We start from the raw sequence: 26,534 nt of genomic DNA on the forward strand, positions 1-26,534 counted from the left end.
ACTACTTTTAAACCACAAGTTGACACTAAAATGATCCACTTGTAGGGTTAAACCATTACAAGCGGATCATTTTAAGGGGTCCTATTTATCTAAATTTAGCCTTGACCATCCTTGAAAGCAGGATATAACGTCATCCCACCATCAATAAATAGCGTTATTCCGGTCACATAGCTTGACTCCGACGATGCTAACCAGGCTGCTCCAGCGGCGACTTCGGCGGGCGACCCAATCCGATTCATCGGTACCATCGAAACGGTTTGGTCGTATTGTGCTTGATTCGCAAACTTTTTCGCATTAATCGGTGTATTAATGGCACCCGGGCCAATGGCGTTCACGCGAATCCCATCTTTCGCATATTCCATCGCAATTGTTTTCGTAAATAACTTAACGCTGCCCTTAGCCGCCGCATAACTGGCAAAGGTCGGCCATGGAATCTGTTCATGAACCGAAGACATGTTAATAATGGTTCCTTTGACGTGATTAGCTTTAAAATACTTCAACGCCATCCGTGCGCCCAAAAAGACCCCCGTTTGGTCAACTGCGGTCACTTTATTCCAATCCGCTAGGGATAATTCATGGGTTGCCGCCTTAATCTCCATCCCGGCATTATTCACCCAAATATCGAGTTTGCCAAAATGATCTAAGGCTGTTTGACACAACTTTTCAGCGCCGGCTGCCGTACTAATATCCGCTTGAACAATTTCAGCTTGACCACCACTTTTAACCACAGCGGCAGCGGCCGTTTCAGCACCAGCCCGATCACGATGATAATTAATAACCACGTTCATTTTTTCAGCACCAAACCGTTCGGCAATCGCATTCCCGATTCCTTTGGAGCCACCTGTAACGACGGCAACTTTACCTTTTAAATCTTGATACATCTTAGCATTCCTCCATTTATTTGATTACGGTCGTTAGCACCGCGCCGACTACAATCAGGCCTAAACCTAACAACGTTAGCACTAAGGCCCGACCATGACGAGCCTCGTGTAAAAACAATAAACCGCCGAGTGTCGAAATAACCACGGACAATTGTGAAACAACAAAGGCAATATTTACCCCATTCAGGCTAACTGAATAGATATAAGCAATCGCCCCAATTGAGAAAAACACGCCAGCAATCATCGTTTGCCAACTGGCTGGTTCCTTAATCACCTTAAAATTATGCGTTACTAGCAAATAGATCAGCACAGCCAAGACCATGCCCACAGCTTCTGGTAAAAATAATGCAATCCCAGATGTGCTAGCAACCTTGGGAATAGCGCTGTACACCCAATACCCAATCGTCGTGAGCACTAATGTCACCACCGCCTGATGCCCACGCCCCGTTGTTTGCGTCGACTGCTGCACCGACGTTAGCACAATGCCGAGCACAAGTAATAAGATACCCATAAAGCCCAGTAACTTAGCGGCTGCACTGTGCCATTCACCAAAAATAATGACTCCAATCAAAGTCGTCCCAATTAATTGCAACCCCGTTGAAAGTGGCATTGTCCGGGCGACCCCGATTGCTTGATAAGCATTATATTGACCAACTTGGCTTAAGACCCAGAAAGCACCAGCAACCATTCCTAACATAAAATCAGTCGTGGTGACTGCAGGCCGAACCACCAGCACAGTCAATAGGCCAACTAACAAGGCCCCCACCGCAGTCCCAAAAATTTGATTACGCGGATTACTTTTAATCCGTGAAACCGCCAATGGTAAGGCTCCCCAGGCGATTGCGGGGACCAAAGTTAGGATTAATTTCATTTAACTTGGCTTCCTTCCATCTTTTATTCCATGCAATACCTTTTGCACAAGTTAAATATAACCGATGCCCCTACTCAAACAACAGCTAAAACCACTTGCATTTTTTGCAACCGCAATTGGTTGAATCGCGACACAAAAAATGCCTAGTCCCTAATAAACGTGGACTAGGCCGTAAATAATTGCCAATTATATTTAATTATTACCAGTAAACAAACTGGGCTTACCATTTATCCTTAACCAAGCTAACTGTTGATTTTGGCATGGGTAAGGTCATTTTTATTGCACATATTGGGCTAAAAAGGTAGCAACTTGTCGCTTATATGTCGCATAATCTTGCGTAATCGCCGTCGTATGTCCAGCCCCTTTGACCAACCATAACTTTTTAGGTTGATTAGCCTGTTGATACAATGTTTTTCCCATCTTAGTCGGCACAAAATCATCTTTAGTCCCACTAATAATCATAATCGGTAACCGATTCTTTTTGATTTGTTTAACAGCATCCGCCGCACCAAACGTATACCCCGCACGTAGTTTCGTAATCGCACTCGTCACATCGACTAATGGAAAGGCTGGTAAATGGTACAACTGCCCTGCTTGATAACTAATAATCGCTTTGGCACTTGTAAATGGACTATCTACCACGTAGGCCTTGATAGCCGGAATTTGCGTTTCACCACTCGCCATGGTCATGCCAGCCGCACCCATGCTAATCCCGCTCATGACAATTTGGGTGGTTGCGGTTCGCTTAACCACGGCCTGCGCCCATTGCAAATCATCTTTACGTTCCAGCCAGCCATAGCCGACCGCCTGACCTTGACTAGCACCGGCGGCCCGAGCGTCTGGGACCAATACGTTATACCCAAGTTCATGATACATGCCAGCCCAAGCGCCCATCAAAGCTTTATTACCCGCAAAACCATGGGCTAACACGACTGTTTTCTTTGACTTATTTTTCGGTAAATACCAAGCAACTAATTTTAAATGATCCTTAGACGTCATCGTCCAAGTTTGCTTCTTGGCGGTTAAATACCACTTTTTTTCACGATAGACTGCACTCTTTTTCGATAGTTTCGTACTCTGGGTCACAAACGCTTTATCGCCCCGCGCAATCGCAACTTGATAGAAGTACGTTCCCGCCCCAATTAAGGCGCCCGCTAACAAAATAACGATGACGCCGCCTGTAATTAACCACTTTTTCATCCATTCCGCCAACCTTACTTAAATATTGGGTGAATTTTCGCCACTACCACCATCATAACGTTTATAATTAGAGATAACTAGACTATATTTGGAGGGTATGTGATGCATTATTCAGAAACTTGGGACCTCGATCGGATTTTTCCCGGTGGGATTGATTCACCAGCTTTAACCACTAAGCTGGCCACCATTAAACAGCAACTCCAAACGACACAAACGGCTTTAACGAACTGGCGGGTCGACGCTGACACCCCCACTTATGATTGGTTTCAACAATTAGTCAGTGACTTGCAAACCATTCAAGCTGGCATCGCGCAGAGCCAAGTCTTCGTTGTGGCAATCCAGTCGGCGGATGCTAGTGATACTAAGGCGGGCACGCAACTTAACCAACTGTATCAATTAGATAATCAATTCGAAAATTTAATGACGCAATTCAAAAAACGGTTAGTCCAACTATCGACGACGACCTTTAATCACCTATTGGCTCAGCCAAAATTACAATCATTAGCCTTTAACCTAACAGAATTTCGCCAACAAGGCTTAACCTTACTGGATGACCGAACCGAGGCTTTGATTAACGATTTCGCCGTTGATGGTTTTCAAGGTTGGAGTGACCACTACGACACCTTAGTGAGTCAACTTAAGATCAAATATACTGACGAACACGGTCAGCGACAGACACTATCAGCCGGTCAGGCTCAAAATAAATTGGCCGCTGCCATGCCAAATGCGCAACGAACGGCATTAATGGCTAGCTGGGAACAAGCTTGGCAAGCACAAGCAGCCCCCTTTGCAGATACGCTCAACCATCTGGCGGGTTTTCGCTTACAGAACTACCAAGCACACGGCACCACCGACTTTTTACGTCGGCCATTAGCGCTTAATCGGATGAGCCGCGCCACCTTAGATACCATGTATCAAGTGGTCGCCGACAACCAAGCCTTACTGCTCAGCTATTTGAATCGCAAAATTGCCCTCATGGGTAAAACCCAACTTGATTGGCAGGATGTCGAAGCACCATTAACACTGGGACACGCGACCAATAGTCAAACCTACGATCAAGCGGCAGCTTTTGTCATCGCCAACTTTCAAAAATTCAGTCCGAAAATGGCTAAATTAGCCCAGCATGCCTTTGAAAATCGCTGGATTGAAGCCGAAAATCGGCCAAATAAACGGCCCGGTGGTTATATGGATACCCTACCTGAGACCCAAGAATCGCGAATTTTTATGACTTTCACGGGGTCACCCAATGATACCGCCACCTTAGCCCATGAACTGGGCCATGCCTTTCATGCTGATGTCATCAAAGACTTACCGCTTTGGCGGCAGGACTATGCCATGAACGTGGCCGAGACCGCTTCAACTTTTGCGGAACTAATTGTTGCGGATGCCAATGTCAAGACGGCTACCGACCCCAAAACTAAGCTGAATCTATTGGATGCTAAAATGCAAAATCCATTAGCCATGTTCTTGAATATTCGAGCCCGGTACTTATTCGAAACCAGCTTCTATCAAGCTCGTCAACAGCATATTGTGACCCCTGATGAGTTATCAAGCTTAATGCTAGCCGCCCAAAAAGAAGCTTACGGTCAGGCCTTAACAACTTATCATCCAACTTTTTGGGCCAGCAAGTTGCATTTCTACATTGCGGATGTCCCTTTCTATAATTTCCCGTATACTTTTGGCTATCTGTTCAGTCTGGGAATTTATGCGCAAGCGCAAACGAATGACCACTTCGAAGACCGCTATATCGCACTTTTACGGGATACTGCGGCGATGTCAACGGAAGCTTTAGCCCAAAAGCATCTCGGCGTTGACCTCACTAAGCCAGATTTCTGGCAGGCTGGGGTCGCTTTAATCAAACAAGATATTGATGAATTTATGACGCTTTCGGAACCCCTACTATAACGAAATGGAAGTGACAACATGTTTCCAGAACGCTTAAGAGCTTTACGTCGCGGTCAAAAAATGACCCTCGGTGAACTTGCCACGGCCTTAAATAACTTAGCTGACGCTGATTTAACTCATCGCCAAAATACCGCTGCCCAAATTGGAAATTGGGAACGCAATTTACGAACCCCTTCTTATTTAGAAGTCCGTAAATTGGCTGAATTTTTCAACGTGACAACCGATTATTTATCGGGACGTGCTGACCAAGAAGAATATGATTTAGGCCGGATTTTCTTATCTGGCAAACCGCTCACCTTTAATCAAGAGCATCTCTCCAGTGAAGATCGTTACGAATTATTTCAATTAATGAATGGCTATCTACACGGTCGCCAACAACGGTTAACGCCCGACGCTGCTGGTCAAGAAGAACTTGATTTACACTTTGACAATTAGGAGTACACCATGAATCCGAAAAAATTAAAGCAATTAAAGAAACGGGCCAAAAAACAACCAACCACTAAACCATATATTGAACAACTCACCCATTATCGTGAGTTGTTCCAAGATGACCCGCAAGTGTTAGTACTCATTAATAACGCCTTGGAAAGTGATCGGTTGCTAGCCGCCGGGTTACCCCCCAACAATTACCGGTATTACAATTGCCTGATGACTTTCAAGATCAACTTTTTCAACGCCTTAATACTCAGTATGCCATGGGAGATCCGGCCGGTGACGCCGCCTGGAATCAGCTTTCAGCTGCGTTACCAAAAGTTGACCAACTTCTTCGTGATTTCCGGGATTATCTCGAAGATCAGTATGGCATGTGGGCCTATATCAGTGCGCCCTTTTTAAAAGACTTGGCCGATTTCGTTGGTGACGCCCCCGTCTTAGAGGTCATGGCAGGTAATGGCTACATCTCAAAAGGCCTCAAGCGACTACACCCCAATCAAACGGTCATCACCACTGACTCGAAAGCTTGGACTAAAGAAACTGATAATCAGACCGGCCGCCAACCAGTCACTGCCATTGAAGCATTGGATGCGGTCACTGCTTTTAAACGCTACGCCGCTGACATCGACTACGTTATCATGGCATGGTCACCAGATAAGCTCACTTTAGATTGGGACCTGCTGCAAGCTATTCGTGCCAGTGAGACACCAGTCCCATTAATTTGTATTGGTGAAAAGTATGGGGCCACCGGTTCCAAGCAGTTCTGGGATCACGCCCATTATCGCGACGATGACGCAGTTACCCAATTAAATGCGCATTATCGTCCCTTTGATTTAATTCATGATCAAGTCTATGTCATTTCATAGCATTTTGATGCTCTTGATGACCGACAAAAAACAATCGTAACCAGAATTTTGCGAATTCCGGTTACGATTGTTTTTTTGTCTAACTCGCTGCTCAAGTTATCCACAGGGGATAACTTTAAGCCAAAATTGCGGTTTTTAAAAAGTCGACTGCTGCCGCATGCATCTTATGTGGTACATGATGCCCACCACCTTCAGCCGTTTTAAAAACCGTTTGAGCTAAAGCTGGCGTATCTGCAAATTTCTGCTTAAAATCAGCGACGTATTGGTATGGAACCATCGTATCTGCCGTACCATTAAAGAAAAACATTGGCCGCCCAGCTAACCGGTCAGCATGTTGTGACAAATCAAATTGACCAAGCTGGTCGTAAGTAGTCTGCAACCAAGCACTCGGTAACTTGGCTTGGATGGCAGCTGGTAATTGCGCAACTTGGGCCTTAGCAAATGCCGTTGGGGCTGGCGCACCAATTAAGGAGGCCCCAGCAACGACAGCTGGTTGAGTTGCCATAATTGCAGCCGCCGTAATGCCTCCCATCGACGTCCCCATTACCCCCAGCTGGTCAGGATCACTAATACCTTGTGCCACTAGCGCCGCAACTAACCGTGGAAATTCAGCAACCGAATGCCCCACAATTTCCCAAAAATGTTCCGGATGTTGATCCAAGTCAACTTCGGTTGCCCGACTACCGTGCAAATAAGCAGTCGGTAAAATCACGCGAAAACCCGCTTGGACCAATTGATAGCTAGCCACTAATTCAGCTGACGTAGGGGTGGTCCAACCATGATAATCAATGATAGTCGGTTGTTTGGTCTGGGCTTGACTCGCCGCAAACACATGTAATACAGGTAATTCATCCAGCTTCGTCGTCCGGACAATCACATCTTCAAAGACAGTCGTTGTCATTATTATCACCATTTCTCAAATTAATAAGTCTCAGTTTAGCAGAGAATTATCCACAAACCAATCAATAAGGCCCTCGCACCCCCTTCAAACCACGCACAAAAAAACGCTAACTCCGGAGTTATCCACAGTTAACGTTAGTTACCGCTTATTTTTCTAAAGTATCTAAGAAATCTTCAACTTGTTTTTGGGTTTTACGGAACTTATCCACATAGCGACCCGTTTCTTCACCGTCTTCAATCCCAACGAAGCTTGGAATCCCCATAACGCCCATTTCTTGCGCAATCTCAATGTTAGCATCCCGGTCAACCGTAATCCAATCATATTGATCATATTTAGCTTCGATTTGGGGCATGACGGGCTTAATAAAAGCACAATCAGGGCACCAATCCGCCGTAAAGAATAACATATGCTTGCCAGTTTTGATGCGTTCCCGAATTTCTTCATCACTTAAAGTTGCTGTTGCCATCTGAATGCCTCCAAATATCTATTTATTTCAATAATTCAAGTTTACCACGTACAAAAAGTAAGTAAAGCCTTTTGTCCTATTTTGTGCCTGCAATAATCGCCTGTGCTAAGTCTGCCTTTAAATCAATCACATTCTCAATCCCAGTGGATAAGCGCAACAAATTCGGCGTGATGCCCTTGGCCTGCCGTTGTGCTGGGGTTAAGTCTTTGTGTGTTTGTACGGCCGGTACCGTGATTAGACTCTCCACACCGCCCAAGCTTTCAGCAAATGAGATTACTTTCAAGGCTTGTAAAAAGGCATCAACTTCAACCGATTCAGCTAAATAAAAGCTAATCATCCCGCCTCGACCAGGATATAAGACACGTTCAATTTGCGGATTAGCCGTCAGAGCCTTAACCAAGGCCTGCGCATTCGCCTCATGTTGCCGCAACCGCAGTGGCAACGTCTTCAAACTGCGCAATAATAGCCAAGCGTCAAACGGATCTAAAACGGCCCCGGTCGTCACCAAGTTAAACGTTAATTTATCCACATCCGCGGGAGCTTTCGCAATCACAATTCCCGCCAATATATCATTATGTCCTGCCAAATATTTGGTCGCAGAATGGACCACAATATCAGCACCTAAATCCAATGGCCGTTGAATTAAAGGGGTATAAAACGTGTTATCCACAATTAATTTTATGCCATGTGCCTTCGTTGTCTGGGCCGTCGCTGCAATATCAATGACGTGCATCATAGGGTTAGATGGTGTCTCTAACCATACAGCAACCGTGCGCTCATCAATCAAAGTAGCCAATTCAGATTGACTTTTGCCATGCCATACTGCAAAGTCCAACTGGTAGTGGTCATGTAGCAAATCAAAGAAACGATAGGACCCACCATACAAATCATCCGAAATAATGAGCCGATCGCCAGTTTTAAAAAGTGTAAAGACCAGCTGAATAGCTGCCATGCCAGAAGATAACGCCCAAGCTGCCATCCCATGCTCTAACGTTGCCATCGTCTGTTCCAAAATACACCGCGTTGGTTGTGCTTCTCGCGGATAATCAAACCCCGTCGATTGACCTAACCCCGCATGGCGATAGGCGGTGGCTAAATAGATTGGCGCTGAAATTGCCCCGGTTTTTGCGTCATCCGTCCGATTTCCAGCCTGTGCTAACTGCGTTTCAACTTGTAACTGTTGCGTTAATTTCTTCATCCCATCAAACTCCCTTTCACTTTTTAGCATCAAAAAAGCCCTAATCCAATGAAGGACTAGGGACGTTTATCGTGTTACCACCCAAGTTTATTAGCTGGTCACCCGCGCTAAACTTATCGAGTTATGGACTTCATAACTCACTAAAATATCGGTTAGTTACCGCTAAGACAGCCAAGTGACCATCATTAGGCGTTCCGAGTTCATCTTCATTAGCTCAACATTCACCGCTTTACAGTCTGGACGGCTTCCTGTAGAACGTCTCGTTAATTACTCGTCTCATCACTACGCAATTTTTAATTGTATTTTAATCATACTTTAATCACACTATTTTTGTCAAGTTGTTGTTTCATAAAGTTAGCCGACTAATCCCAGCTGTTGATTTAATCCAGCTAATTCGCGTTGTAACGCTTGTCTCAAGCAGGATGCTTGAGTTGGTTCGGTCAGTTGCTGTAATTTTAAAGTTAAAAGTTGTCGTTGCGCTAACAAGTAAGTTTGCCGCCCAGTTCGATTCACCGCTGCTACAACTCGAGCCGCATCGGCACCCCTAGGTAGCAACTCAATGACTTGATCTGTCATCGCCCCATCCTCCTTAGTTTCAATACCCTTAGTATAGTCCCCTCGTCCAACTGTAAGGCAACCGTTTTCATCAAAAAAGCTGACTTTTGTCCTAAGCTCACCATTAATTTTTACCTAACAGTTATCGCATGATACGTTCTAAATAGGCGGCTCGGATCAATCGGTAAGCGGTCTTACTTTTTAACTGCGTCAATTGAAATTGATCAGTCTCAACTTGGCTTAACATCGCCGCATTGGCCGCTAACTCCCACGCCACCGATCGACCGGCTATTTGGCAGGCATCTAGCGCCAATGGTTGCGTTACTAAATATTGCAACAACACAGTTAGGGGTTCATTGGTTGCCAATAACTGTAAATCTGAAACACGGGCCGCTAATAACCAGCAACGTGCTTGATCTGCTAAGTTGCGTAACGGCGGTTTTAGCCTCGGCAAAGCCTGCGGTGATTTTTTCAAATAAGCCACGGTTAAGCTAAGTAAGGCGGCAGCCGTATTAAGCAAGGCTTGATGATCTAAGCAGGCTTGGTAGCCAACCAAATACCACTGCCGTTGCAATCTGGGGGCCACCGGCTGTTTCAGTGCAGCCAGCACAAGCGTCATTTTTTCAATCAACCGGGCATATGGGGTGTGATCAATTTTGGTGACCAACGTTTCCAAGGGATACTGAACCATAATTTGACTCTCATCCGTCGCCGGATTCCAAACTAATAAATCGACATCGGCCTGAGTTTTTACCTGCGCGATGGCTGCCTGTGGATTGCTGGACCAAGCGCCGACTGGTTCAAAATCATGGTTAGTTAATTGAATCGCATATTGCCGCATCTTCAGCGCCCCCTTTTATCATGCCGACCGCACCACTCATTCATATTATTCCGGTCGATTAATCCCGACACTTACCTTAAGATACGCCTGATCATCAGCCGCATGCATGACTAAATCAGCAATAGCGCGTCGTGAAACTAACTGACCACCAAATGGGGCCCCTTTTTGTGGACCTTCATAATCATCACGACCATCATCGGTAACCAGTTGGTTGGCACGCCCGTGAGAACAACGTCAATTGATCATCCCTATGAGCTCATAAGTCATCCCGGGTCGTCGCCCTAACTGAACCAGTCGCACCTAAAATTAAGACTTTTTGCATTTTCGAAGCCCGCTTTTAATTATTTTATAGCTTAACTTTAACAGCTTCGACCAACACTAAGGCAAGCCGAACGTTCAATTTATTTTAGCGTCATGACCCAATGTTCTGTGATTCTGATTTGATTTGCACCGCTAGCGTCACGGATTACACTTACTGTAAGGTCAGCCCTGTTTAAGATTGATCCTTTTGCTTGCTATTGGCGTCAATTCGCCGTATGATACTAGTCGAAACTAATGTCAATCTTTAGGAGGGTTACAGTTGTCCTATACTATCCAAGCAGTTGCTAAAAAAATGAACGTCTCAACCTATAGTATCCGCTACTACCATGACCACGGCATGTTGCCGTTCGTCAAACGTGATGAAAATAATAATCGAGTTTTTGATGATATTGATTTGGAATGGCTCAAAATCATTATTTGCCTCCGCTCGACTGGGATGCCGGTTGAACGCATTCAGCATTATCTCCAGCTCGTCCAACAAGGTGAAACCACCGTTCCTGAACGCTATGAGATGATGAAGACGCAACAAGATCGCACGTTAGGCGAGATTAACGACCTTCAAAATCATTTAAAGACCATTAATATGAAAGTCGACCATTATGCTGATGTGTTGATTAATCATAAAGTGGATAGCTTCGTGCCTTCTAACACGGCAGAAGCTGTCGAACACGACGTTTATCAAGAAAATCAACCTTAAAATCTTAAAAGACGATTGCAAGTTAATCCCTGCAATCGTCTCTTTTTGATCATTTTAGATGAATTTAGCAATCAACACAAAGTAGAGTAAGACCAACACCCCTAATCCTAATGTATATAATAGCGCTAACCATTGGCCACCCGGTGTGCGGCCGGTCTTACCAAAGCAAATCGCCGTACCACCACAAATGACACTGAGACTACCTAAGTCCAAGCCCACGCTATGATTCATCATCATTACAAATGGTCCGAGTAAACCACCGATAATTGCCAGCCATTTCGCTGCCACTAAGATTACCCGTCCAACCTGCTTATCCTTTTCATCATACTTTTCTTTTGCCATCCGCCAGGCCTACCTTAGTCTCTTATTTTTAACGACACTTAATTGTACCAACTTATCTAGTATGCCGTATTTTAGTCAACTGTGCAAGAAGGCGCTTACTTATACCAAAAAAGGACCGCCGCTTCCACCCGGAGATCCAACTTAATTCCACTAAGTGATTAACTTAGTAACTTTTACTAGTTTAGCTTAACCCTTCAAGTCGACTTTAAGTCAAGCGCTTTTATTATTTTAATTGTTATAAGTTGCGGATACAACGGTCCAAGTAGTTGCCATCGTTGCTTGTCGTTCCAATTGTCCCTTGGCATTTACCCGATAATTTCCGACCAAATGTGACACACGATCATTTGTATTCTCATAAACCGCGACATAAACTAGTCCCGCCGCTCGGTACTGGTTAAACAAAAAATCAGCTTTCGTGACACTGATTGTCGTGTACTGTTGCGCCACCTGTTGCCAAACCCAATCATTGAGTTGTGCCGTAGTTAGCTGTGTGGCCGTCACTGCTGACTGACTAGTGCTTTGATTGTCTGTGACGTGACTGCTATTTGTCGTTGAACTGGCACTGGTACTCCCTTTAGATTCAGTGGTAGCAGCGCTTGTCGCAGTCATCGTACTGGTAGCCGCTTTTTGACTAGTGGTTGCGTTCGACTGGGACGCTGATGTCGCCGTGGTCCCTTGCTTAGCTTGCGACGTTGATTGTTGCTTAGTAGCTGATTTGGTTGATTTAGTTGATTTGACTGAAGAACTGACCGCTTGATGGACTGGTTGCGTCGTTGTCTGACTGGATTCCGGCCACAACAAATAACCACCACCCAAAACTGCTACGCCAACTAACACTGAAGTCCCCATAATCATTTTTCTCATCACTCATCAACTCCCCAAAATTTTAGCTTTATGCTTGCCTTAACCATACGCTAAGTTTGTTAGATTTACCATCTTTTTCCAGCATTAAACTGAAAAAACGACGGTTGCAGAAAAAAATGGACTAACAGTATAAATACTGTTAATCCATTAATCGCGGTACTGGTAAAACCAGTAGGGATGCCGCTCCACAACGTCAGTGACCCAAGCACTCCGAATACGTCGGAAAAACGTGCCCCGCTATCAATAATTAGTCACTAGCCGCTCGCGCGGAACTTCCATTGCTGGAAATCTGACTTTATCGACTCATCGCATTAGTAAGACTACCATCTTTCACCACAGGATGCAAGTTTACCTCACCACAATAGTTGGCGTCACCCCGCAAACATGGTATATTTAGTCGGTGTTATAGGAGGAATTTCCATGACTTGGCTCATTTCATTTTTAGCTATTCTGATACGACCTTTAGGTTTTTTAGTCACGTTAACGAATCAAATCGGCGGTTGGTCTTATGTCGTCTTATTCCTAGTGATTTTCTTGGAATCGGCGTACCTGGCCTTCGCTTTTTTACCCGGACAGTCGCTCTTATTCTTAAGTAGCTCCATCGCCGCTAGTACGCATTCCAAATTAAACATTTGGCTTTTATTGGCTATCTTTATTACTGCCGCTACTAGTGGTGCCATGCTCAAATACCGCGCGACGCGACACTTAGATCAGCACAGCCGTTTAGAAAAAGGCTTGAATTCCAGCAAGCTTGATACGACCAAGGCCCTTTTTGATCGCCATGAGCGACCATCCTTACTTTGGGGCCGCTTTATCCCCTTTGTCGGCCTGTTCATCCCAGTCATTGCTGGTACGACCCAAATGGACTGGCGTCACTTTGAAATCTGGAATTTTTTAGGCGTCTTAGTTTGGGTGGGCAGCTGTTGTTTTTGTGGCTATTACTTTGGTGACTGGCCATTTGTCGAAAAAAATTTCACTTGGATTATGTTAGTGCTAATCATCCTACCAATCTTAGGCCGTTATGGTTATCACTATTTGAAACGCAAACATCACCTATTACTTAGTAAAGCTAACTAAAGAATTTACTTTTGGCGCATGACGGTCTTGATGACCGCTACCAAATAAGCGTGACAAGAATTTATAAAATTCTTGTCACGCTTATTTTTTATTGGCGTTCGCCTGGCACAATTAAGAAAATAGCCGCCAGTAGTGCCAATAGTAATAGGCCAGCGCCTACCAAAACGGCTTGCTGAAAACCAACCATTTGCGTCTGGGCTAAACTTTGGGTGGTCACTAAAATTGATAGCCCGACGGAACCCCCAATTTGATGCATCACATTGACAACGCCTGAAGCTGCCCCGGCATCAGCACCTTGGGTATGCGCAACCCCCGCCGCCGTAAAGGGACTTAAGGATAACCCTTGACCGATACCAATCACCACCATTGGCGCCGCAATCCCCCACCAATAACCAACTGATTTGGTAAAGAAACTCATCCAAAACATCCCGATTAAAGTGAGCATAATCCCAATCACCAGTAGCCCCCCATTGCCCCACTTAACCGTCAACCGGGCCACTTGTAAGGCAACGATAAAGTTCACAATTGTTAGCGGAAAAAATGCGACCCCTGCCATTAATGCATTGAACCCTAATTGTTGTTGCATTAATTGCGGCGTAATGAACCAAAACCCTAGCATCGCGCCCATATAGAGAAAGCGACCCAGATAGGCGCCAATCCGTTCACGATCCACAAACAGATGTAACGGCATGATTGGTTGTGCCGTCCGTCGTTCTTGGATAACAAACCCGGCTAAAGCGACGATGGCAATAAGTAATGCTGGTCCCTGAGCCCAATCACCAACAATACTATAAACCAGGGCGCTCATCCCGATTAAAGACGTCAACGTCCCCAACCAGTCTAAGGTGCCATTTTGTCCATGATCCACCTTCAAATCACGATTTGCTAAGACATACATCCAAATACTGATTGGTACATTAATGAAAAAGCCGATGCGCCAAGTTAGGAGACTCGCAAACACGCCACCAATGACTAAGCTCACACTAGCACCAATCCCAGCCATTGCACCGTAATAAGCAATCGCGCGAACTCGAGCTGGTCCAGTATACGTATCCATCAAAATTGCCAAGGTAGTTGGGGCCAAAATCGCTGATCCGATTCCTTGGAAAGCTCGAGCGGCAATTATCATCGTGGCATTCACTGATAAGCCCACAACTAACGAACCAATTCCAAAAATAATTAAGCCAACTTTGAAGACCCGGCGTCGGCCAAATAGATCACCCGCACGACCACCCAACAATAGAAAGCCGCCAAAGGTTAATGAATAAGCACTACTAACCCAAGAAAGCGTCTGCTGATTTAACTGTAACTCCTGTGCAATTTTTACTGTTCCTGTGAAAATAATCGAATTATCTAGCAAAATCATAAAATAACTAAACAAAATAATTAATAAAATCCAATCGACTCTTCTTTTATTGTCCATGTGATTACTCCCTGTCTTTAAGTGAATAAAAGGTAGTTTAGACCTTCATCTACACTTTAAGGCAAGCTATAATCAAAACTTTTTCAAAATCATAGGCTGAATGGTTAGTTTCAACAAAAAAGGCGTTGGGTTCAATTCCCAAACGCCACTCGCACAACTTAATAATCGAATTCATCCGCAGTCAACCCTGACTTGTGGGCTGTTTGCTTTTGATGTTGCCGCTCTAATTCCCGTAACTCCGCCTCAGTTGTCTCCATATGATCATAAAAATGATTGAGCTTATAGTTCAAATGGTCAATTGCGGCTTGTAAATCATCACGCTTTTCTTCCATAACAGCCAGCTGAGACCTCAATAACGCCTTTTGTTCCTTGGTATTGTCCTCCTCAGCATCAAATAATTCAATATAGTGACGGAGATTTTCAATACTCATACCGGCCGCTCGCATTTGGGTTGCAAACCGAATTCGTCGAATAATCCGGGCATCAATATCGCGATTGCCTACTTCGGTTCGATCAATCGTTGGAATCAACCCTTCTTTTTCATAATACCGAATTGCCGCCGCCGAAACGCCGGTCTGTTCACTAGCTTCTTTTATGTTCATATCAGTTGCACTCCTTTTTACTTAATGGCGGCTTAGTAACCACCATTAGCTGCTAAATTGACCTTAGCATATCCCTTAATGTACACTTTAAGGCAAGCCCAAATAAAAAAGAGTTCGCTGGTTAGATTCCGATAGCAAGTACCATCAAAATTCAACGCAGCAAACCCCATCTTAATTAAGCCTCTGCTTCAGTAATTTGATTCAAATGATCAATTTGAGCTTCAAACCAACTGGTCAAAACCATTTTAGCATTAGCCCGATCAGCGAGAACATCCGTTGCCGTTCCGAGTTCATCAATTCGTAACCCAGATTGGAAGGCTTCCGATTCCGCAATCATATAAAGCTTAATTGGCATCGTATCCTCCGCCATCGTCACCTTACCGATTTCAGTTAAGGCATTCCATGGCAAGTTAATCACACTAGTCTCCAAACGAAAACTAATCGCTGGATCATGTTCAGTGGTTAAGATTGCTTGCGTCAACTGATCAGCAGCCACTTGGTCTAAAAAGCCAGTCAACCAAGCATCTAATTGGTCAGTTAACTGATCGTAACGACCACTAAAAGTCGGTTGTGCGATCTTTTCAGCAGTGATTTCATCTATAAAAGTCTGTACATTTCGTTGCATAACTATCCCTCATTTAGTTAGTTTTGTGACGCCAACGGGTCAATAAGACCAGCGTATAAAAGTTCACGCCAAGACCAATCACCGCCATGACCTCTAGTATCAGCTTGATTTCCATGCCGGCAGTGCTCTGATAACCGGACATCAAAGCGCTAATCAACCCTAATGAATAAATCACCAAGACTAGACCCAAGACGTAAAACCCGAGCATCCGATTCACATAAACAGCCAATACGCCTAAAAAATATAAGACTAAGGCGATTAATAAGCCCTGCCACATTTGGCTAGCTGACAATCGTGCCGTTTGTAACTGAAAGTGACTGGTCGACATCATCCAATTGACGATACCGTAACAAAAAAAGGAAACAAACGCAAATGCAACTACCCGTGTAAGTTTCAACTAACCACTCCTGTTATTCGGCGATTAAATCAATAATAGCTTCCCGTGGAATTCCAGTAAAGTAACGATTCAAATCAACATCAGCTAACTTGTTCGTCAATTCATCATGATCGTAACGCACGCCCGTTAAGGCTTTTTCAATATCAGCCACGTTACCACTACCGAAGAAATCACCGAAGAATTTGATAGTTTGAATATGACCATCCGTCACCAATAATCTCGCATCAATGGTCCCCATATCGAAATGTTGACGCCGCTTAACCGAGAATTCAGGTGATTTGCCATAAACCCAATCCCAATTAGCATAATAGTCTTCATAAATTTTATCAATGGCTTTTTGCTGTTCTGGTGAAACTTTATATTCTTTATCCGCAATTTCGGCCAAAGAATCCACTTTAAATAGTTCAGTTAACAATTTATCCCGGAACTCTGGTACTGAGATATTTTGATACTCTGGGGCTAAGAATGGACGTAGATTGGTCACGCGACTTCGAACCGACTTAATTCCCTTCGAAGCAATCTTATCAGTTGGAACTGTCAAGGCATTTGGTACCACGTTTAAATCCACATTTAACATCAACGTACCATGTGAGAACGTCTTACCATTGCGAGAATACATCGCATTGCCTGAGAACTTCTTGCCATCGACCAACAAGTCATTACGGCCACTGACCGTTGCGGTTGTGGCGCCCATATCGTGTAAGACATCAATAATGGGTTGCGTGAACGTCTTAAAGTCACCGAATTCTTGACTATCACTATCCACAACAAAGCTAAAGCATAAGTTACCTAAATCTTGATAAACTGCTCCGCCCCCGGATAACCGACGCGTCACAGTAATGTTATGTTCCCGCACATAATCAGCGTTGATTTCTTCCAACGTATTCTGATTACGCCCGACGATGATACATGGTTCCTCATAGTAAAACAAAACCAACGGTTCATCAAACTCAACATTATTCATTAGATACTGTTCAGTCGCAAGATTACGACCAATTTCATGATCTTTCATTGAGACATAATACATTCGATATCAGCTCCTCAGCTTTAAGCTACTTTCATTATACTGCTCCGAATCAAAAAGGACCCACACTGTGAGTCCCCATTTTGGAAGAACCAATAAAATTGAGTGTGGAATTCGTCATTCCCCAAAATCGTTGATCCACAAGCCACATCCTTGAACAATTTAATTGGCGGCAATTTGTTCTCCGTGGCATTAGCGTGCCATCAATAGATGGATGGTCAGTTGGTTATCCGAGATTAGCGGAAACACTGGGTACTGTACTAGCTATCACTTGACGGGTTTGTTACAACAATTGGGTAACGTTGCTACTGACCGATGATTCTTCCGATGAACTTAATATACCACATAATGTAAGCGATTGCAATGGCGATAAAAAAACAATCCAGTCAGCGGTAGCCGACCAGATTGCCTGAAGTTAATAGCGGTCGTAATCGCTATTTATCTTAATACAGTTAGTATAGAACGAAGCTATTAATAAAACAATTTTTTTGCATGCTCTTAATGGACGACTGCGACATAATGCGTTGCTCCAGAACGGCTCAGATACTTCAACCAAGTATAGCCATCCGCTACTACGGTGCCACTGTAATAAACACGATCACCGGGGTAGTATTCCCCAGCAATGCTAGCTCGCGTGCTAGGAGCGGTCCGAATATTAGTCGTCGTTGTAAAGGTAAAACTCCCGGCCTTAGCCGTGGTCGTGGCCGCATTAGTATGACTGCCATCGACTGCCACATAATGGGTCGCTCCTGAATACGATTGGTAACGTAACCAGGTTTGACCATTGACGGTGACTTTAGCATTATAGCGAACGGTATCGCCAGCATAATAGGTGCCGACTGTGGCCGCATTCGTCGCCGGTGTCCCCTTAATAGCCGTCGTCGTCTGGAAACGATACGTACCACTTGTGGCCGTCACAACTGGTTTATTTTCAGTCAGATTGCCATTAATTGCGACATAATGATCCGCTCCGGAATATGACCGGTAACGTAACCAAGTTTGCCCATCAATCGTCACTTTACCATTATAATAAACAGTTTCCCCAGTGCGATAGGTGCCAACCGTGGTCGCTGTCGAACGTGGTGCACTTTTAATTGCGGTATCAGCAGTAAAGCGATACGCACCAGTGGCGGCTTCAACGCTAGGTGCCGTGACAGCAACATCATCACCAATCGCAACATAATGGGTCGCGCCGGAATAGGATTGATACCGTAACCAAGTAATGCCCTCGGCTTCAATCTTCCCATTATAATGGACAGTTTCACCGGTATCATAAGTGCCGACGATTTTAGCTGAACGACTGGCGCCATCACGAATATTAGTTGTCGTCGTAAATTTGAAAGTGCCAGTGGCGGGAGTCACCGTCACACTGTCATCGCCACTAATCGCAATATAGTGCGTTGCGCCTGAATATGATTGATAGCGTAACCAAGTATAACCATCCGCCACGACCTTACCATTGTAATGAACGGATTCACCGGCATCATAAGTGCCGACCACTGCTGACTGCATGCTAGCAGCCGTATGAATATCAACGGTTTTAGTAAACTTATAAGTACCGGCAGTCTCATTTTCGGCTGGCTTTTCAGGTGTCGTCCCGGTAACTTCATGGTCCCAATCCTGTAACCGATAACTATTGATGGTATTAATTAACGTCGTTGCGTAATTTGGATCGGTCGCATAGCCATCACTTTGCAATAATCGGGCAACTGTTTGATAATCAGTGACCCCTAACAAGTTATGGTAACGTGAATTATCAACTAAAAAGGCCCCATGATCTTCTACACTAGCAGACCAGTTCGGGTACTGTCTGAAAGCTGCTCGGACGGTGATATACTGGCCATTCACCCATTCATTGGTTTCAAAATAGATGGATTGACCTTGATAGGCACCTTTGATTCCGAACAAGTTATTCCCTTGTGTCGATAAAGCTGAACGGCCCCAGTCACTTTCAATAATGGCTTGTGCTGCTGTGATAGATGGCAAGACGCCATATTTACGCCAGCCCTCTAAAGCACCGGCTTTAATCTGATTAAAAAACGTCTGTTGATAATCATTCATGGCTGGTGCCACGGCTTCATCCGCTGCACTGCCAACTGTCATATCCTCTGGTTCAATTGCCATGGCTGCCGAGTTCGCAACGGATTCAGCTCGAACCGGCGCCGCACTAGTCACGGTATGCGTCACTATGCTCGTTGCCGCCACTGGTTGTTTGATTGACTCCTGACTGGCAACCGCCGTGGCTTCATCAACGGCCGACAAGGCTTGATCAGCAGTTGGTGTGGCACTTACTGGCGCTTCACTAGCCGTTGCTGAATTAGTTGCGCTACTGGTTGCACTAGTCGTGACGGTTGCCGCTGATGTTGGGGTCACCGTTGCCTGACTAACAGCAGTTGAACCGACAGATGTCGCCTGACTAGCAGCCGAAACTGGGGTGCTCGTAGGCGCTGCCGAACTAGCAACCGGCCGACTAGCGACTGAACGGGCTGGGGCAACCGTACTAGTCGTATTAGCGGCGCTGGCGTCGGCATCCTGACGACTAACCGTTGAACTGGCTTGACTGCCACTAGTCACACTCGCACTAGCCGTTGACGTGGTCGCTTGGCTCGTCGTCGCCGGCGTCGCAGCTGGTGTTTTTCCGGACTGTACATAATTATTTTGACCATTGACGGCTTGATCAGTGGCAACCATGGTCGCAGCCGTATCGGTATCGTTAGTCGCCTTATCGACGGTTGATGCTGCTTTGCTAACTGCCACTGGTAATAAAGCGGTACTCAACATTAATGATGCAATTATTTTTGTCATTCCGATTTTCAATTAAAATTCCCCAAATCTCTTGTTAAAGCTGACTAACGGACAACGATATATTTAAACTTATTATCTCAGGATTACTGCTACGGCCTTAATACTAGCACCACCCCGTGTTACATTCAATTCGAATATTGTAATATAATTTTACTGTTACTTCGTTATTTTTAAACTAATTAAATTTTACGTGCTAGGTTTTTATTCATAGTGACAATAATTAACCTCGCTAGCTAATTATTGTTCTTTTTAGCACCCCGCTTTCACGAGCATAAAACAGGGTAATTCTTAAATCTTATGACAATTAATATTGTTTAGACCTATCTTTTAACCAATATCAAGTAATTAATTTTAATTTACCAACTCGTAAAATCACCGCTCAAAGGAGCTTAATAAAAAAATTAACTTTTTTCAATAATTAATATATCAATATTAAATTTTACAAACTGTAAAAAAAGTCATCAGACTGCAACTTCTAAGCTAAAAGGCTTACAGCCGCCGAAATTAATGCTAAAATAAACATATTAATTAGCTATTAAAAACGGGGGTAACTATTATGTTACAACAATATCAAAATATCTTGGTACCAGTTGATGGTTCCAAAGTCACCGAAGAAGTTTTAAAACGCGGCATTGAAGTTGCCAAGCGCAACGACACCCATTTAGACATTTTAAACGTTTTGGAAGTTAACCAATTCAGTGATACGTACGGTGGGGCTGTCAGTGGTGATGTGATTTATAAGCTATCCGAAGACGTCCAACAACGCTTAGCTGAACTCAAACAAGAAGTCATTGACGCTGGCGTTAAGAAAGTTGACGTGCATGTTCGTTTTGGCAATCCGAAGACGGTCATTGCACGGGAATTTCCTGCTGATCATCATAATGAATTGATTATGATTGGGTCAACCGGCTTGTCCGCCGTTGAACGGTTAATGGTCGGCTCAGTCACAACCTATGTTAGTCGTAATGCAGTTTGTGATGTGCTAATCGTCAAACCAGTCAAATAATGACACGTTAAAAGTGAGTTTTGAGGCACCTAACCAGGCCCTTAGAACTCACTTTTTACGTTAAGAAAGGTGCTACTATCGTGCAATGGACCAAACAAGTTAAGCTCCCAGCAGCTCTCAATCAACAGACCGTGCGCACCTGCTTAAAAACATGGTTGCTTCCCAAACGCATCCAAGGACAATTACGACAAGGGCGTCGTATCTGGGTCAACGATTGCCCAGCTTCCGTCGCAACCATTGTTCATACGAATGACCGTTTAACTTTACAATTTTTACCAACTGATTTTCGGACCCCAGTTTCTAGTTATCAACCGGATGTTGCCGGGGCCGTCCCCATCCTCTATCAGAACGCAGATCTGCTCGTCATTAACAAACCCGCCGGCTTAAAGGCGCACCCAAATCAACCCGGCGAACAAGGCTCGGTTTTAAACCATTTAGCGGCGGACCTTCAAGCAACGGGACAGGCCCCGTACATGGTCCATCGACTCGACCAGATGACCTCTGGCGCCATGCTAGTCGCCTTAAACCCGATAGTCGTGCCAATCCTTGATCGTTTGATTAGCACCAAGCAAATTCACCGGACCTATTATGCTTGGGTCCGCGGCCATTTTGACCATCCCACTGGTCAGTTCACTGACCCCATTGGTCATGATTTGACTGATCAGCGTAAACGTTGGATCAATACTCCTGACGCTCAGCGTGCGCTGACCAACTACCAAGTTATTCAGACCACCCAGCAACAAACCTTGGTTAAACTTGACCTGCAGACTGGTCGCACCCATCAATTACGGGTTCATCTCGCAGCTAACGGTCATCCTATCATCGGTGATCCGCTTTACGATACCACTTATCAAATGGCGCCCCGTTTATTATTACATGCTTGGCAGCTACAGCTCACGTTACCATTTACTACAACGGCAGTGACCGTTACCGCGCCGTTACCGGCCAGTTTTGATGATTTAACTCAACTAGACCATTTTTAAACCCTAAAACGACGTTTCAACTTGGTGAGTAGTCACCAAGTTGAAACGTCGTTTATTTTATCATCAATTCAATAGTAACCTGTTATTTCAGGCCTTTCCATTGCCAATCATTAACTTCTGGTAAATCAGTACCGGCATCGCGAATGTAAGCATTGTGCTTAGCCAGCATGTTATCCATACTCTGAACAAAGGCCGCCCCTTGATCTTCCATCGCTGGTTGCGCCGCAATTGCGGTTTTAGCCAAGTCGAAACGGTCCATTTGGTTCATGACCCGTACATCGAATGGCGTTGTAATATCACCATTTTCACGGTAACCATGCACGTATAGGTTATGATTATGACGGTCAAAGAAGATATCACGAATCAAGTCTTCATAGCCATGGAACGCAAAGACAACTGGTTTGTTCTTCGTAAAGTAATGATCAAATTCTTCATCAGATAAGCCCCGTGGATCACGCTTAGGACTCCGCAACTTCAACAGGTCAACCACGTTAACAAACCGAATCTTCATGGCTGGGAAACTCGTGTGTAAGAGTTGTACCGCAGCTAAGGCTTCCAAGGTTGGTTCCGTACCAGCCGTTGCAAACACAATATCTGGTTCGCTGCCTTGATCGGTGCTTGCCCAATCAACAATTCCTAGACCATTGTCAACCAATTGTTTAGCTTCTTCAATACTAAACCATTGTTGCCGTGGATGCTTAGACGTGACCACGTAGTTAATCTTTTCTTGGCTTCGTAAGACCACATCACCAACAGCTAATAAAGTATTGGCATCAGCTGGTAAATATTCCCGAATATATTCAGGTTTCTTTTCAGCTAAATGCGTCAAAGCACCTGGATCTTGATGGGTATACCCATTATGATCTTGTTGGAATACCGTTGAAGCAGCAATAATATTCAGTGAAGGATATTTTTTGCGCCAATCAAGTTCATTGGCTTTCCGTAACCACTTGAAGTGTTGCGTCAACATTGAATCCACAACGCGTAAGAAGGCTTCATAACTTGCAAACAAGCCATGGCGACCGGTTAGGACATAACCTTCGAGCCAACCTTCAGCTTGATGTTCAGATAACTGTGCATCTAGGATTCGGCCAGCTGGCGCTTCATATTGATCACTATCTGGATGAATATCTTCAAGCCATTGCCGATTAGTCGCTTCAAAAATACCATATAAACGATTGGACATCGTCTCGTCTGGTCCAAACAATCGGAAATTATCTGGATTTTGTTTGATAACATCACGCAAGTAATCTGACCAGACAATCATATCTTGCTTAACGTTAGCACCGCGTTGCGTCGTATCAACGGCGTAATCTCGGAAGCTTGGTAAGTTCAAGGCTTTTGGATCAACCCCACCATTGGTGATTGGGTTAGCAGCCATCCGACTTTGACCGGTAGGCATAATTGCTGCAATATCAGCTTTCAAAGTCCCATCGTCATTGAAAAGTTCCGTTGGCTTGTATGATTCGAGCCAATCGACTAAGGCATCAGCATGTTCCATATCAAGTTGATCAACTGGAATTGGAATTTGATGTGCCCGGAATGACCCTTCAATCTTTTCGCCATCCCATGACTTAGGCCCCGTCCAGCCTTTAGGTGCACGGAAGACAATCATTGGCCAAACTGGTAAACTTGGGTCGTTATTTTCACGCGCATTCTTTTGAATAGCTTTAATCTTTTCAATTGCTTCATCCATGGCTTTAGCCAATAACGGATGCACTTTTTCAGGATCATCGCCCGTTACAAAGATTGGTTCCCAGTTCATACTTTCAAAGTATTGTTTGATTTTGGCATCTGAAGTCCGACCGAATAACGTTGGGTTGGAAATCTTAAATCCATTAAGATTTAAAATTGGCAGAACTGCCCCATCATTAATTGGGTTGATAAACTTCGTTGATTGCCAAGAAGTTGCTAATGGACCCGTTTCGGATTCACCGTCGCCAACGACAACCGCTGCAATTTCGTCAGGATTATCTAAAATCGCACCAGTACCATGTGAGATTGAGTAACCAAGTTCGCCACCTTCATGGATTGAACCAGGCGTTTCAGGAGCCGCATGTGATGCCACGCCCCCTGGGAATGAGAACTGCTTGAATAATTTTTGCATCCCAGTTTTGTCTTGCGTAATTTCAGGATAAATATCGGTATAGGTACCGTCCAAGTATGAGTTAGAAACCATCACTTGACCACCATGACCGGGACCTTCAACGTAAAACATTTTCAAATTATATTTATTAATGACCCGGTTTAAATGGGCATAAATAAAGTTTTGACCGGCAATGGTTCCCCAATGACCGATGGGATGAACTTTAACGTCACTCGCCTTTAAAGGCCGTTGTAATAATGGATTATCTTTTAAATAAAGTTGACCAACTGATAAGTAGTTGGCGGCACGCCAATACTTGTCAACTTCTTGCAAATATGCTGGTGATGAGTAATCTGTAGCCATTCAAAACACTCCTTAATTTGCTTGCATTTATCATTTGAGTTACTAGCTGACATCGTTTACAAGTTCTATCTTAACAGGTTCATTTTAAAAATCAACCTTTTTGTTAATTGGAACGGTCCAATTATATAAATTAACCTTCACTTGCACAACTAAAAAGGCTTGAGCCACTGCTCAAACCTAGTTTAGCGAGTTTCACTTAATCTGTCGCGAATTTAAACCTGCCGTTTTACTTGCTAGCAGTAACCATTCAAACGCTTTCAATAATTGGTTTCAAACCAGCCGCATCACCAATCGCCAGTTCAAATGACTGCGACGACCGAAACTTGCCGCAACGGGTGCGAGCCAGCAATGGTCACGACTTAGCTATGCCAGTTCTACGATGCCTAACCCGCATCATAGGACTGGCTAGGCTAGGTCCAACCGCTAAACGCTGGCTCGCACCCGCTACATTAATCCGTCGAAACAAACGTCGTATATTTCATATACTGATAATGTAAGCGCATGTTTGACACTTCAAATGGCGTCCCATCATCCAAAAAGAAAATACCACTCATCACGCCGACCGGTTCCGTTGGCTTCAATCCTAATAATTTTTGATCATTTGCTTGCGACACATCCGCTGAAATCGACAAAAACGATTTTGTCACCGCATCATGCAACGTTGCTTGAACATAGTTAAAAATCGAGCCACTCACCACTTGCCGATTTAACTCCGGTACCAACTTAATTGGAATATACCCGGTTTCAATCATAAAGGGCTGGTCATCTAATAGACGTAACCGCTTAATTTCATATACAAACTCATCTGCCGATAAAAATAAGTCCTGCTGCAACTCTTGACTTGCAGGAATCACCTGAAAGTCTAATAATTGGATACTAGGTTGGGCGCCTTCCGTATTTAAACTATCCGTAATGCCCAAATTGGTGCCTTCATATTTAAACGAAGATTGATTTTTAAGATATAATGGATTGATAAACGTTCCTGAACCGCGTTTTTTAAAAATTAACCCTTGATTAGCTAACACATTCAGTGCTCGCTTAATTGAACTCCGGCTCACTTGATATTGCTCACTGAGGCTCCGTTCATCTGGCAACTTCTTATCGACAAATTCATTGGCCATAATCCGTTTGTTTAGGTCGGTAATCACTTGTTGATAGACTAAATCTGCCATATCGGTCCCTCCTTTACTTAACTTGTTTAGTTAAAGTATAGCAGACTTTGACCGCCGAGGGTTAATTGCACCGGTCCATTTTTAAAATTGGAACGTACATTTATAATTGTGAGGATGAAACAATATGTCAAAAAAAAGTAAAAAAGACGCGAAATTAGGAAAAACTTTGGTCGAAAAGATTCTTGATAAGGCTAATCTAAGCTATCAACAATACGAATTTCCAACTGAAACCGAGGGGGATGTCGCCCAATTACAAGTCGATCACTTAGGTGTTGATGAACATCACATCTATAAAACCCTCGCTTTAATTGGCAACAAAACCGGTCCCTTAGTCGGGGTTTTACCACTTGATGAACATCTCAGCTATAAGAAGCTTGCCAAACTTTCTGGCAATAAAAAAGTAGGCATGATTCCATTAAAAGACTTGGAGCGCACCACCGGGTATCAGCACGGTGCTAATACACCCGTTGGCATTTGGGAAACTAAAAAGTTTCCAATTTTTATTAATGAGAGCGCCAAAAAGCAAGGCAATATCTTGGTCTCATCTGGCAAAATCGGCCGTTCGATTGAAATTAACGCCGAGGATTTACGCCGCTTGGTCCATGGGACTTTCGGCGAAATAACGGAGTGA

At 44.3% G+C, this 26,534-nt stretch carries 25 protein-coding genes and 1 pseudogene; 8 read left to right on the plus strand and 18 right to left on the minus strand.

Annotation, left to right across the window (positions count from 1 at the left end; translation table 11 throughout):
* Positions 1 to 95: 95 nt before the first annotated feature.
* From C5Z26_RS05095 to C5Z26_RS05105, 3 genes are all read right to left on the minus strand, one after another.
* The gene (locus C5Z26_RS05095) at positions 96 to 881 is read right to left on the minus strand and encodes a glucose-1-dehydrogenase (protein ID WP_105448907.1); all 786 of its coding nucleotides are present in this window, start codon (positions 879 to 881) and stop codon (positions 96 to 98) included.
* 16 nt (positions 882 to 897) lie between these two features.
* Positions 898 to 1,752, minus strand: coding sequence for a GRP family sugar transporter (locus C5Z26_RS05100; protein ID WP_105448908.1), 855 nt, complete (start codon positions 1,750 to 1,752; stop codon positions 898 to 900).
* Positions 1,753 to 2,028: 276 nt separating this feature from the next.
* Positions 2,029 to 2,952: an alpha/beta hydrolase gene (locus tag C5Z26_RS05105; protein WP_105448909.1), complete on the minus strand. Its 924-nt coding sequence runs from the start codon at positions 2,950 to 2,952 to the stop codon at positions 2,029 to 2,031.
* Between the two features lie 102 nt (positions 2,953 to 3,054).
* Between C5Z26_RS05105 and C5Z26_RS05110 the strand changes: the two genes are divergently transcribed.
* The 3 genes and pseudogenes from C5Z26_RS05110 to C5Z26_RS05120 all read left to right on the plus strand — a co-directional run bounded on the left by C5Z26_RS05110 (position 3,055) and on the right by C5Z26_RS05120 (position 6,155).
* On the plus strand, positions 3,055 to 4,857 hold the full coding sequence (locus C5Z26_RS05110; RefSeq protein WP_105448910.1) for a M3 family oligoendopeptidase: 1,803 nt from the start codon (positions 3,055 to 3,057) through the stop codon (positions 4,855 to 4,857).
* Positions 4,858 to 4,875: 18 nt separating this feature from the next.
* Complete coding sequence (locus tag C5Z26_RS05115; protein ID WP_105448911.1) at positions 4,876 to 5,292, plus strand: helix-turn-helix domain-containing protein; 417 nt, start codon at positions 4,876 to 4,878, stop codon at positions 5,290 to 5,292.
* Positions 5,293 to 5,301: 9 nt separating this feature from the next.
* Positions 5,302 to 6,155, plus strand: a pseudogene (locus C5Z26_RS05120) (SAM-dependent methyltransferase).
* A gap of 115 nt (positions 6,156 to 6,270) precedes the next feature.
* Here the strand turns inward: C5Z26_RS05120 and C5Z26_RS05125 are convergent.
* The 5 genes from C5Z26_RS05125 to C5Z26_RS05145 form a co-directional block, all read right to left on the minus strand.
* A complete protein-coding gene (locus C5Z26_RS05125) occupies positions 6,271 to 7,056 on the minus strand; it encodes an alpha/beta fold hydrolase (protein ID WP_105448912.1) in 786 nt (261 codons plus the stop codon).
* A gap of 145 nt (positions 7,057 to 7,201) precedes the next feature.
* A complete protein-coding gene (locus C5Z26_RS05130; protein WP_048000313.1) occupies positions 7,202 to 7,522 on the minus strand; it encodes a thioredoxin family protein in 321 nt (106 codons plus the stop codon).
* A 76-nt stretch (positions 7,523 to 7,598) separates the two neighbouring features.
* A complete protein-coding gene (locus C5Z26_RS05135; protein WP_105448913.1) occupies positions 7,599 to 8,720 on the minus strand; it encodes a PLP-dependent transferase in 1,122 nt (373 codons plus the stop codon).
* A gap of 354 nt (positions 8,721 to 9,074) precedes the next feature.
* Positions 9,075 to 9,296 (minus strand): hypothetical protein, encoded by a 222-nt coding sequence (locus C5Z26_RS05140; protein WP_105448914.1) that lies wholly within the window; start codon positions 9,294 to 9,296, stop codon positions 9,075 to 9,077.
* A 121-nt stretch (positions 9,297 to 9,417) separates the two neighbouring features.
* Positions 9,418 to 10,116, minus strand: coding sequence for a hypothetical protein (locus tag C5Z26_RS05145; RefSeq protein WP_105448915.1), 699 nt, complete (start codon positions 10,114 to 10,116; stop codon positions 9,418 to 9,420).
* 580 nt (positions 10,117 to 10,696) lie between these two features.
* Between C5Z26_RS05145 and C5Z26_RS05150 the strand changes: the two genes are divergently transcribed.
* A complete protein-coding gene (locus C5Z26_RS05150; protein WP_105448916.1) occupies positions 10,697 to 11,134 on the plus strand; it encodes a MerR family transcriptional regulator in 438 nt (145 codons plus the stop codon).
* A gap of 54 nt (positions 11,135 to 11,188) precedes the next feature.
* Here the strand turns inward: C5Z26_RS05150 and C5Z26_RS05155 are convergent, their stop codons facing one another.
* Together C5Z26_RS05155 and C5Z26_RS05160 are read right to left on the minus strand one after the other, a co-directional pair.
* A complete protein-coding gene (locus C5Z26_RS05155) occupies positions 11,189 to 11,476 on the minus strand; it encodes a hypothetical protein (RefSeq protein ID WP_105448917.1) in 288 nt (95 codons plus the stop codon).
* A 228-nt stretch (positions 11,477 to 11,704) separates the two neighbouring features.
* On the minus strand, positions 11,705 to 12,340 hold the full coding sequence (locus C5Z26_RS05160; RefSeq protein ID WP_105448918.1) for a hypothetical protein: 636 nt from the start codon (positions 12,338 to 12,340) through the stop codon (positions 11,705 to 11,707).
* A gap of 420 nt (positions 12,341 to 12,760) precedes the next feature.
* Between C5Z26_RS05160 and C5Z26_RS05165 the strand changes: the two genes are divergently transcribed.
* Positions 12,761 to 13,417, plus strand: coding sequence for a DedA family protein (locus C5Z26_RS05165; RefSeq protein WP_105448919.1), 657 nt, complete (start codon positions 12,761 to 12,763; stop codon positions 13,415 to 13,417).
* Positions 13,418 to 13,505: 88 nt separating this feature from the next.
* On the opposite strand, the gene C5Z26_RS05170 is transcribed toward C5Z26_RS05165, so the two are convergent.
* The 6 genes from C5Z26_RS05170 to C5Z26_RS05195 form a co-directional block, all read right to left on the minus strand.
* A complete protein-coding gene (locus C5Z26_RS05170; RefSeq protein WP_105448920.1) occupies positions 13,506 to 14,840 on the minus strand; it encodes an MFS transporter in 1,335 nt (444 codons plus the stop codon).
* 158 nt (positions 14,841 to 14,998) lie between these two features.
* Positions 14,999 to 15,442 carry a MerR family transcriptional regulator gene (locus C5Z26_RS05175; RefSeq protein ID WP_105448921.1) on the minus strand — a complete coding sequence of 148 codons (444 nt, stop codon included), beginning with the start codon at positions 15,440 to 15,442 and terminating at the stop codon, positions 14,999 to 15,001.
* Between the two features lie 175 nt (positions 15,443 to 15,617).
* Positions 15,618 to 16,067 (minus strand): hypothetical protein, encoded by a 450-nt coding sequence (locus tag C5Z26_RS05180; RefSeq protein WP_105448922.1) that lies wholly within the window; start codon positions 16,065 to 16,067, stop codon positions 15,618 to 15,620.
* 13 nt (positions 16,068 to 16,080) lie between these two features.
* Positions 16,081 to 16,464 (minus strand): hypothetical protein, encoded by a 384-nt coding sequence (locus C5Z26_RS05185; protein WP_105448923.1) that lies wholly within the window; start codon positions 16,462 to 16,464, stop codon positions 16,081 to 16,083.
* A gap of 13 nt (positions 16,465 to 16,477) precedes the next feature.
* Positions 16,478 to 17,491 carry a lipoate--protein ligase gene (lplA, locus tag C5Z26_RS05190; RefSeq protein WP_105448924.1) on the minus strand — a complete coding sequence of 338 codons (1,014 nt, stop codon included), beginning with the start codon at positions 17,489 to 17,491 and terminating at the stop codon, positions 16,478 to 16,480.
* 495 nt (positions 17,492 to 17,986) lie between these two features.
* Positions 17,987 to 20,305: an SH3 domain-containing protein gene (locus tag C5Z26_RS05195; RefSeq protein ID WP_199774980.1), complete on the minus strand. Its 2,319-nt coding sequence runs from the start codon at positions 20,303 to 20,305 to the stop codon at positions 17,987 to 17,989.
* 544 nt (positions 20,306 to 20,849) lie between these two features.
* Here C5Z26_RS05195 and C5Z26_RS05200 point away from each other — a divergent pair.
* Complete coding sequence (locus C5Z26_RS05200; protein ID WP_105448925.1) at positions 20,850 to 21,299, plus strand: universal stress protein; 450 nt, start codon at positions 20,850 to 20,852, stop codon at positions 21,297 to 21,299.
* An 80-nt stretch (positions 21,300 to 21,379) separates the two neighbouring features.
* A complete protein-coding gene (locus C5Z26_RS05205; RefSeq protein WP_105448926.1) occupies positions 21,380 to 22,282 on the plus strand; it encodes an RluA family pseudouridine synthase in 903 nt (300 codons plus the stop codon).
* Between the two features lie 82 nt (positions 22,283 to 22,364).
* On the opposite strand, the gene C5Z26_RS05210 is transcribed toward C5Z26_RS05205, so the two are convergent.
* Together C5Z26_RS05210 and C5Z26_RS05215 are read right to left on the minus strand one after the other, a co-directional pair.
* Entirely contained in the window at positions 22,365 to 24,731 is a 2,367-nt protein-coding gene (locus C5Z26_RS05210; protein ID WP_105448927.1) for a phosphoketolase family protein, read from the minus strand.
* 449 nt (positions 24,732 to 25,180) lie between these two features.
* Positions 25,181 to 25,903: a GntR family transcriptional regulator gene (locus tag C5Z26_RS05215; protein ID WP_105448928.1), complete on the minus strand. Its 723-nt coding sequence runs from the start codon at positions 25,901 to 25,903 to the stop codon at positions 25,181 to 25,183.
* A 124-nt stretch (positions 25,904 to 26,027) separates the two neighbouring features.
* On the opposite strand from C5Z26_RS05215, the gene ybaK reads away from it, so the two are divergent.
* Positions 26,028 to 26,534: a Cys-tRNA(Pro) deacylase gene (gene ybaK, locus C5Z26_RS05220; protein WP_105448929.1), complete on the plus strand. Its 507-nt coding sequence runs from the start codon at positions 26,028 to 26,030 to the stop codon at positions 26,532 to 26,534.

The organism is Lactobacillus sp. CBA3606 (assembly GCF_002970935.1).
In the GTDB taxonomy this organism is placed as follows: domain Bacteria; phylum Bacillota; class Bacilli; order Lactobacillales; family Lactobacillaceae; genus Lactiplantibacillus.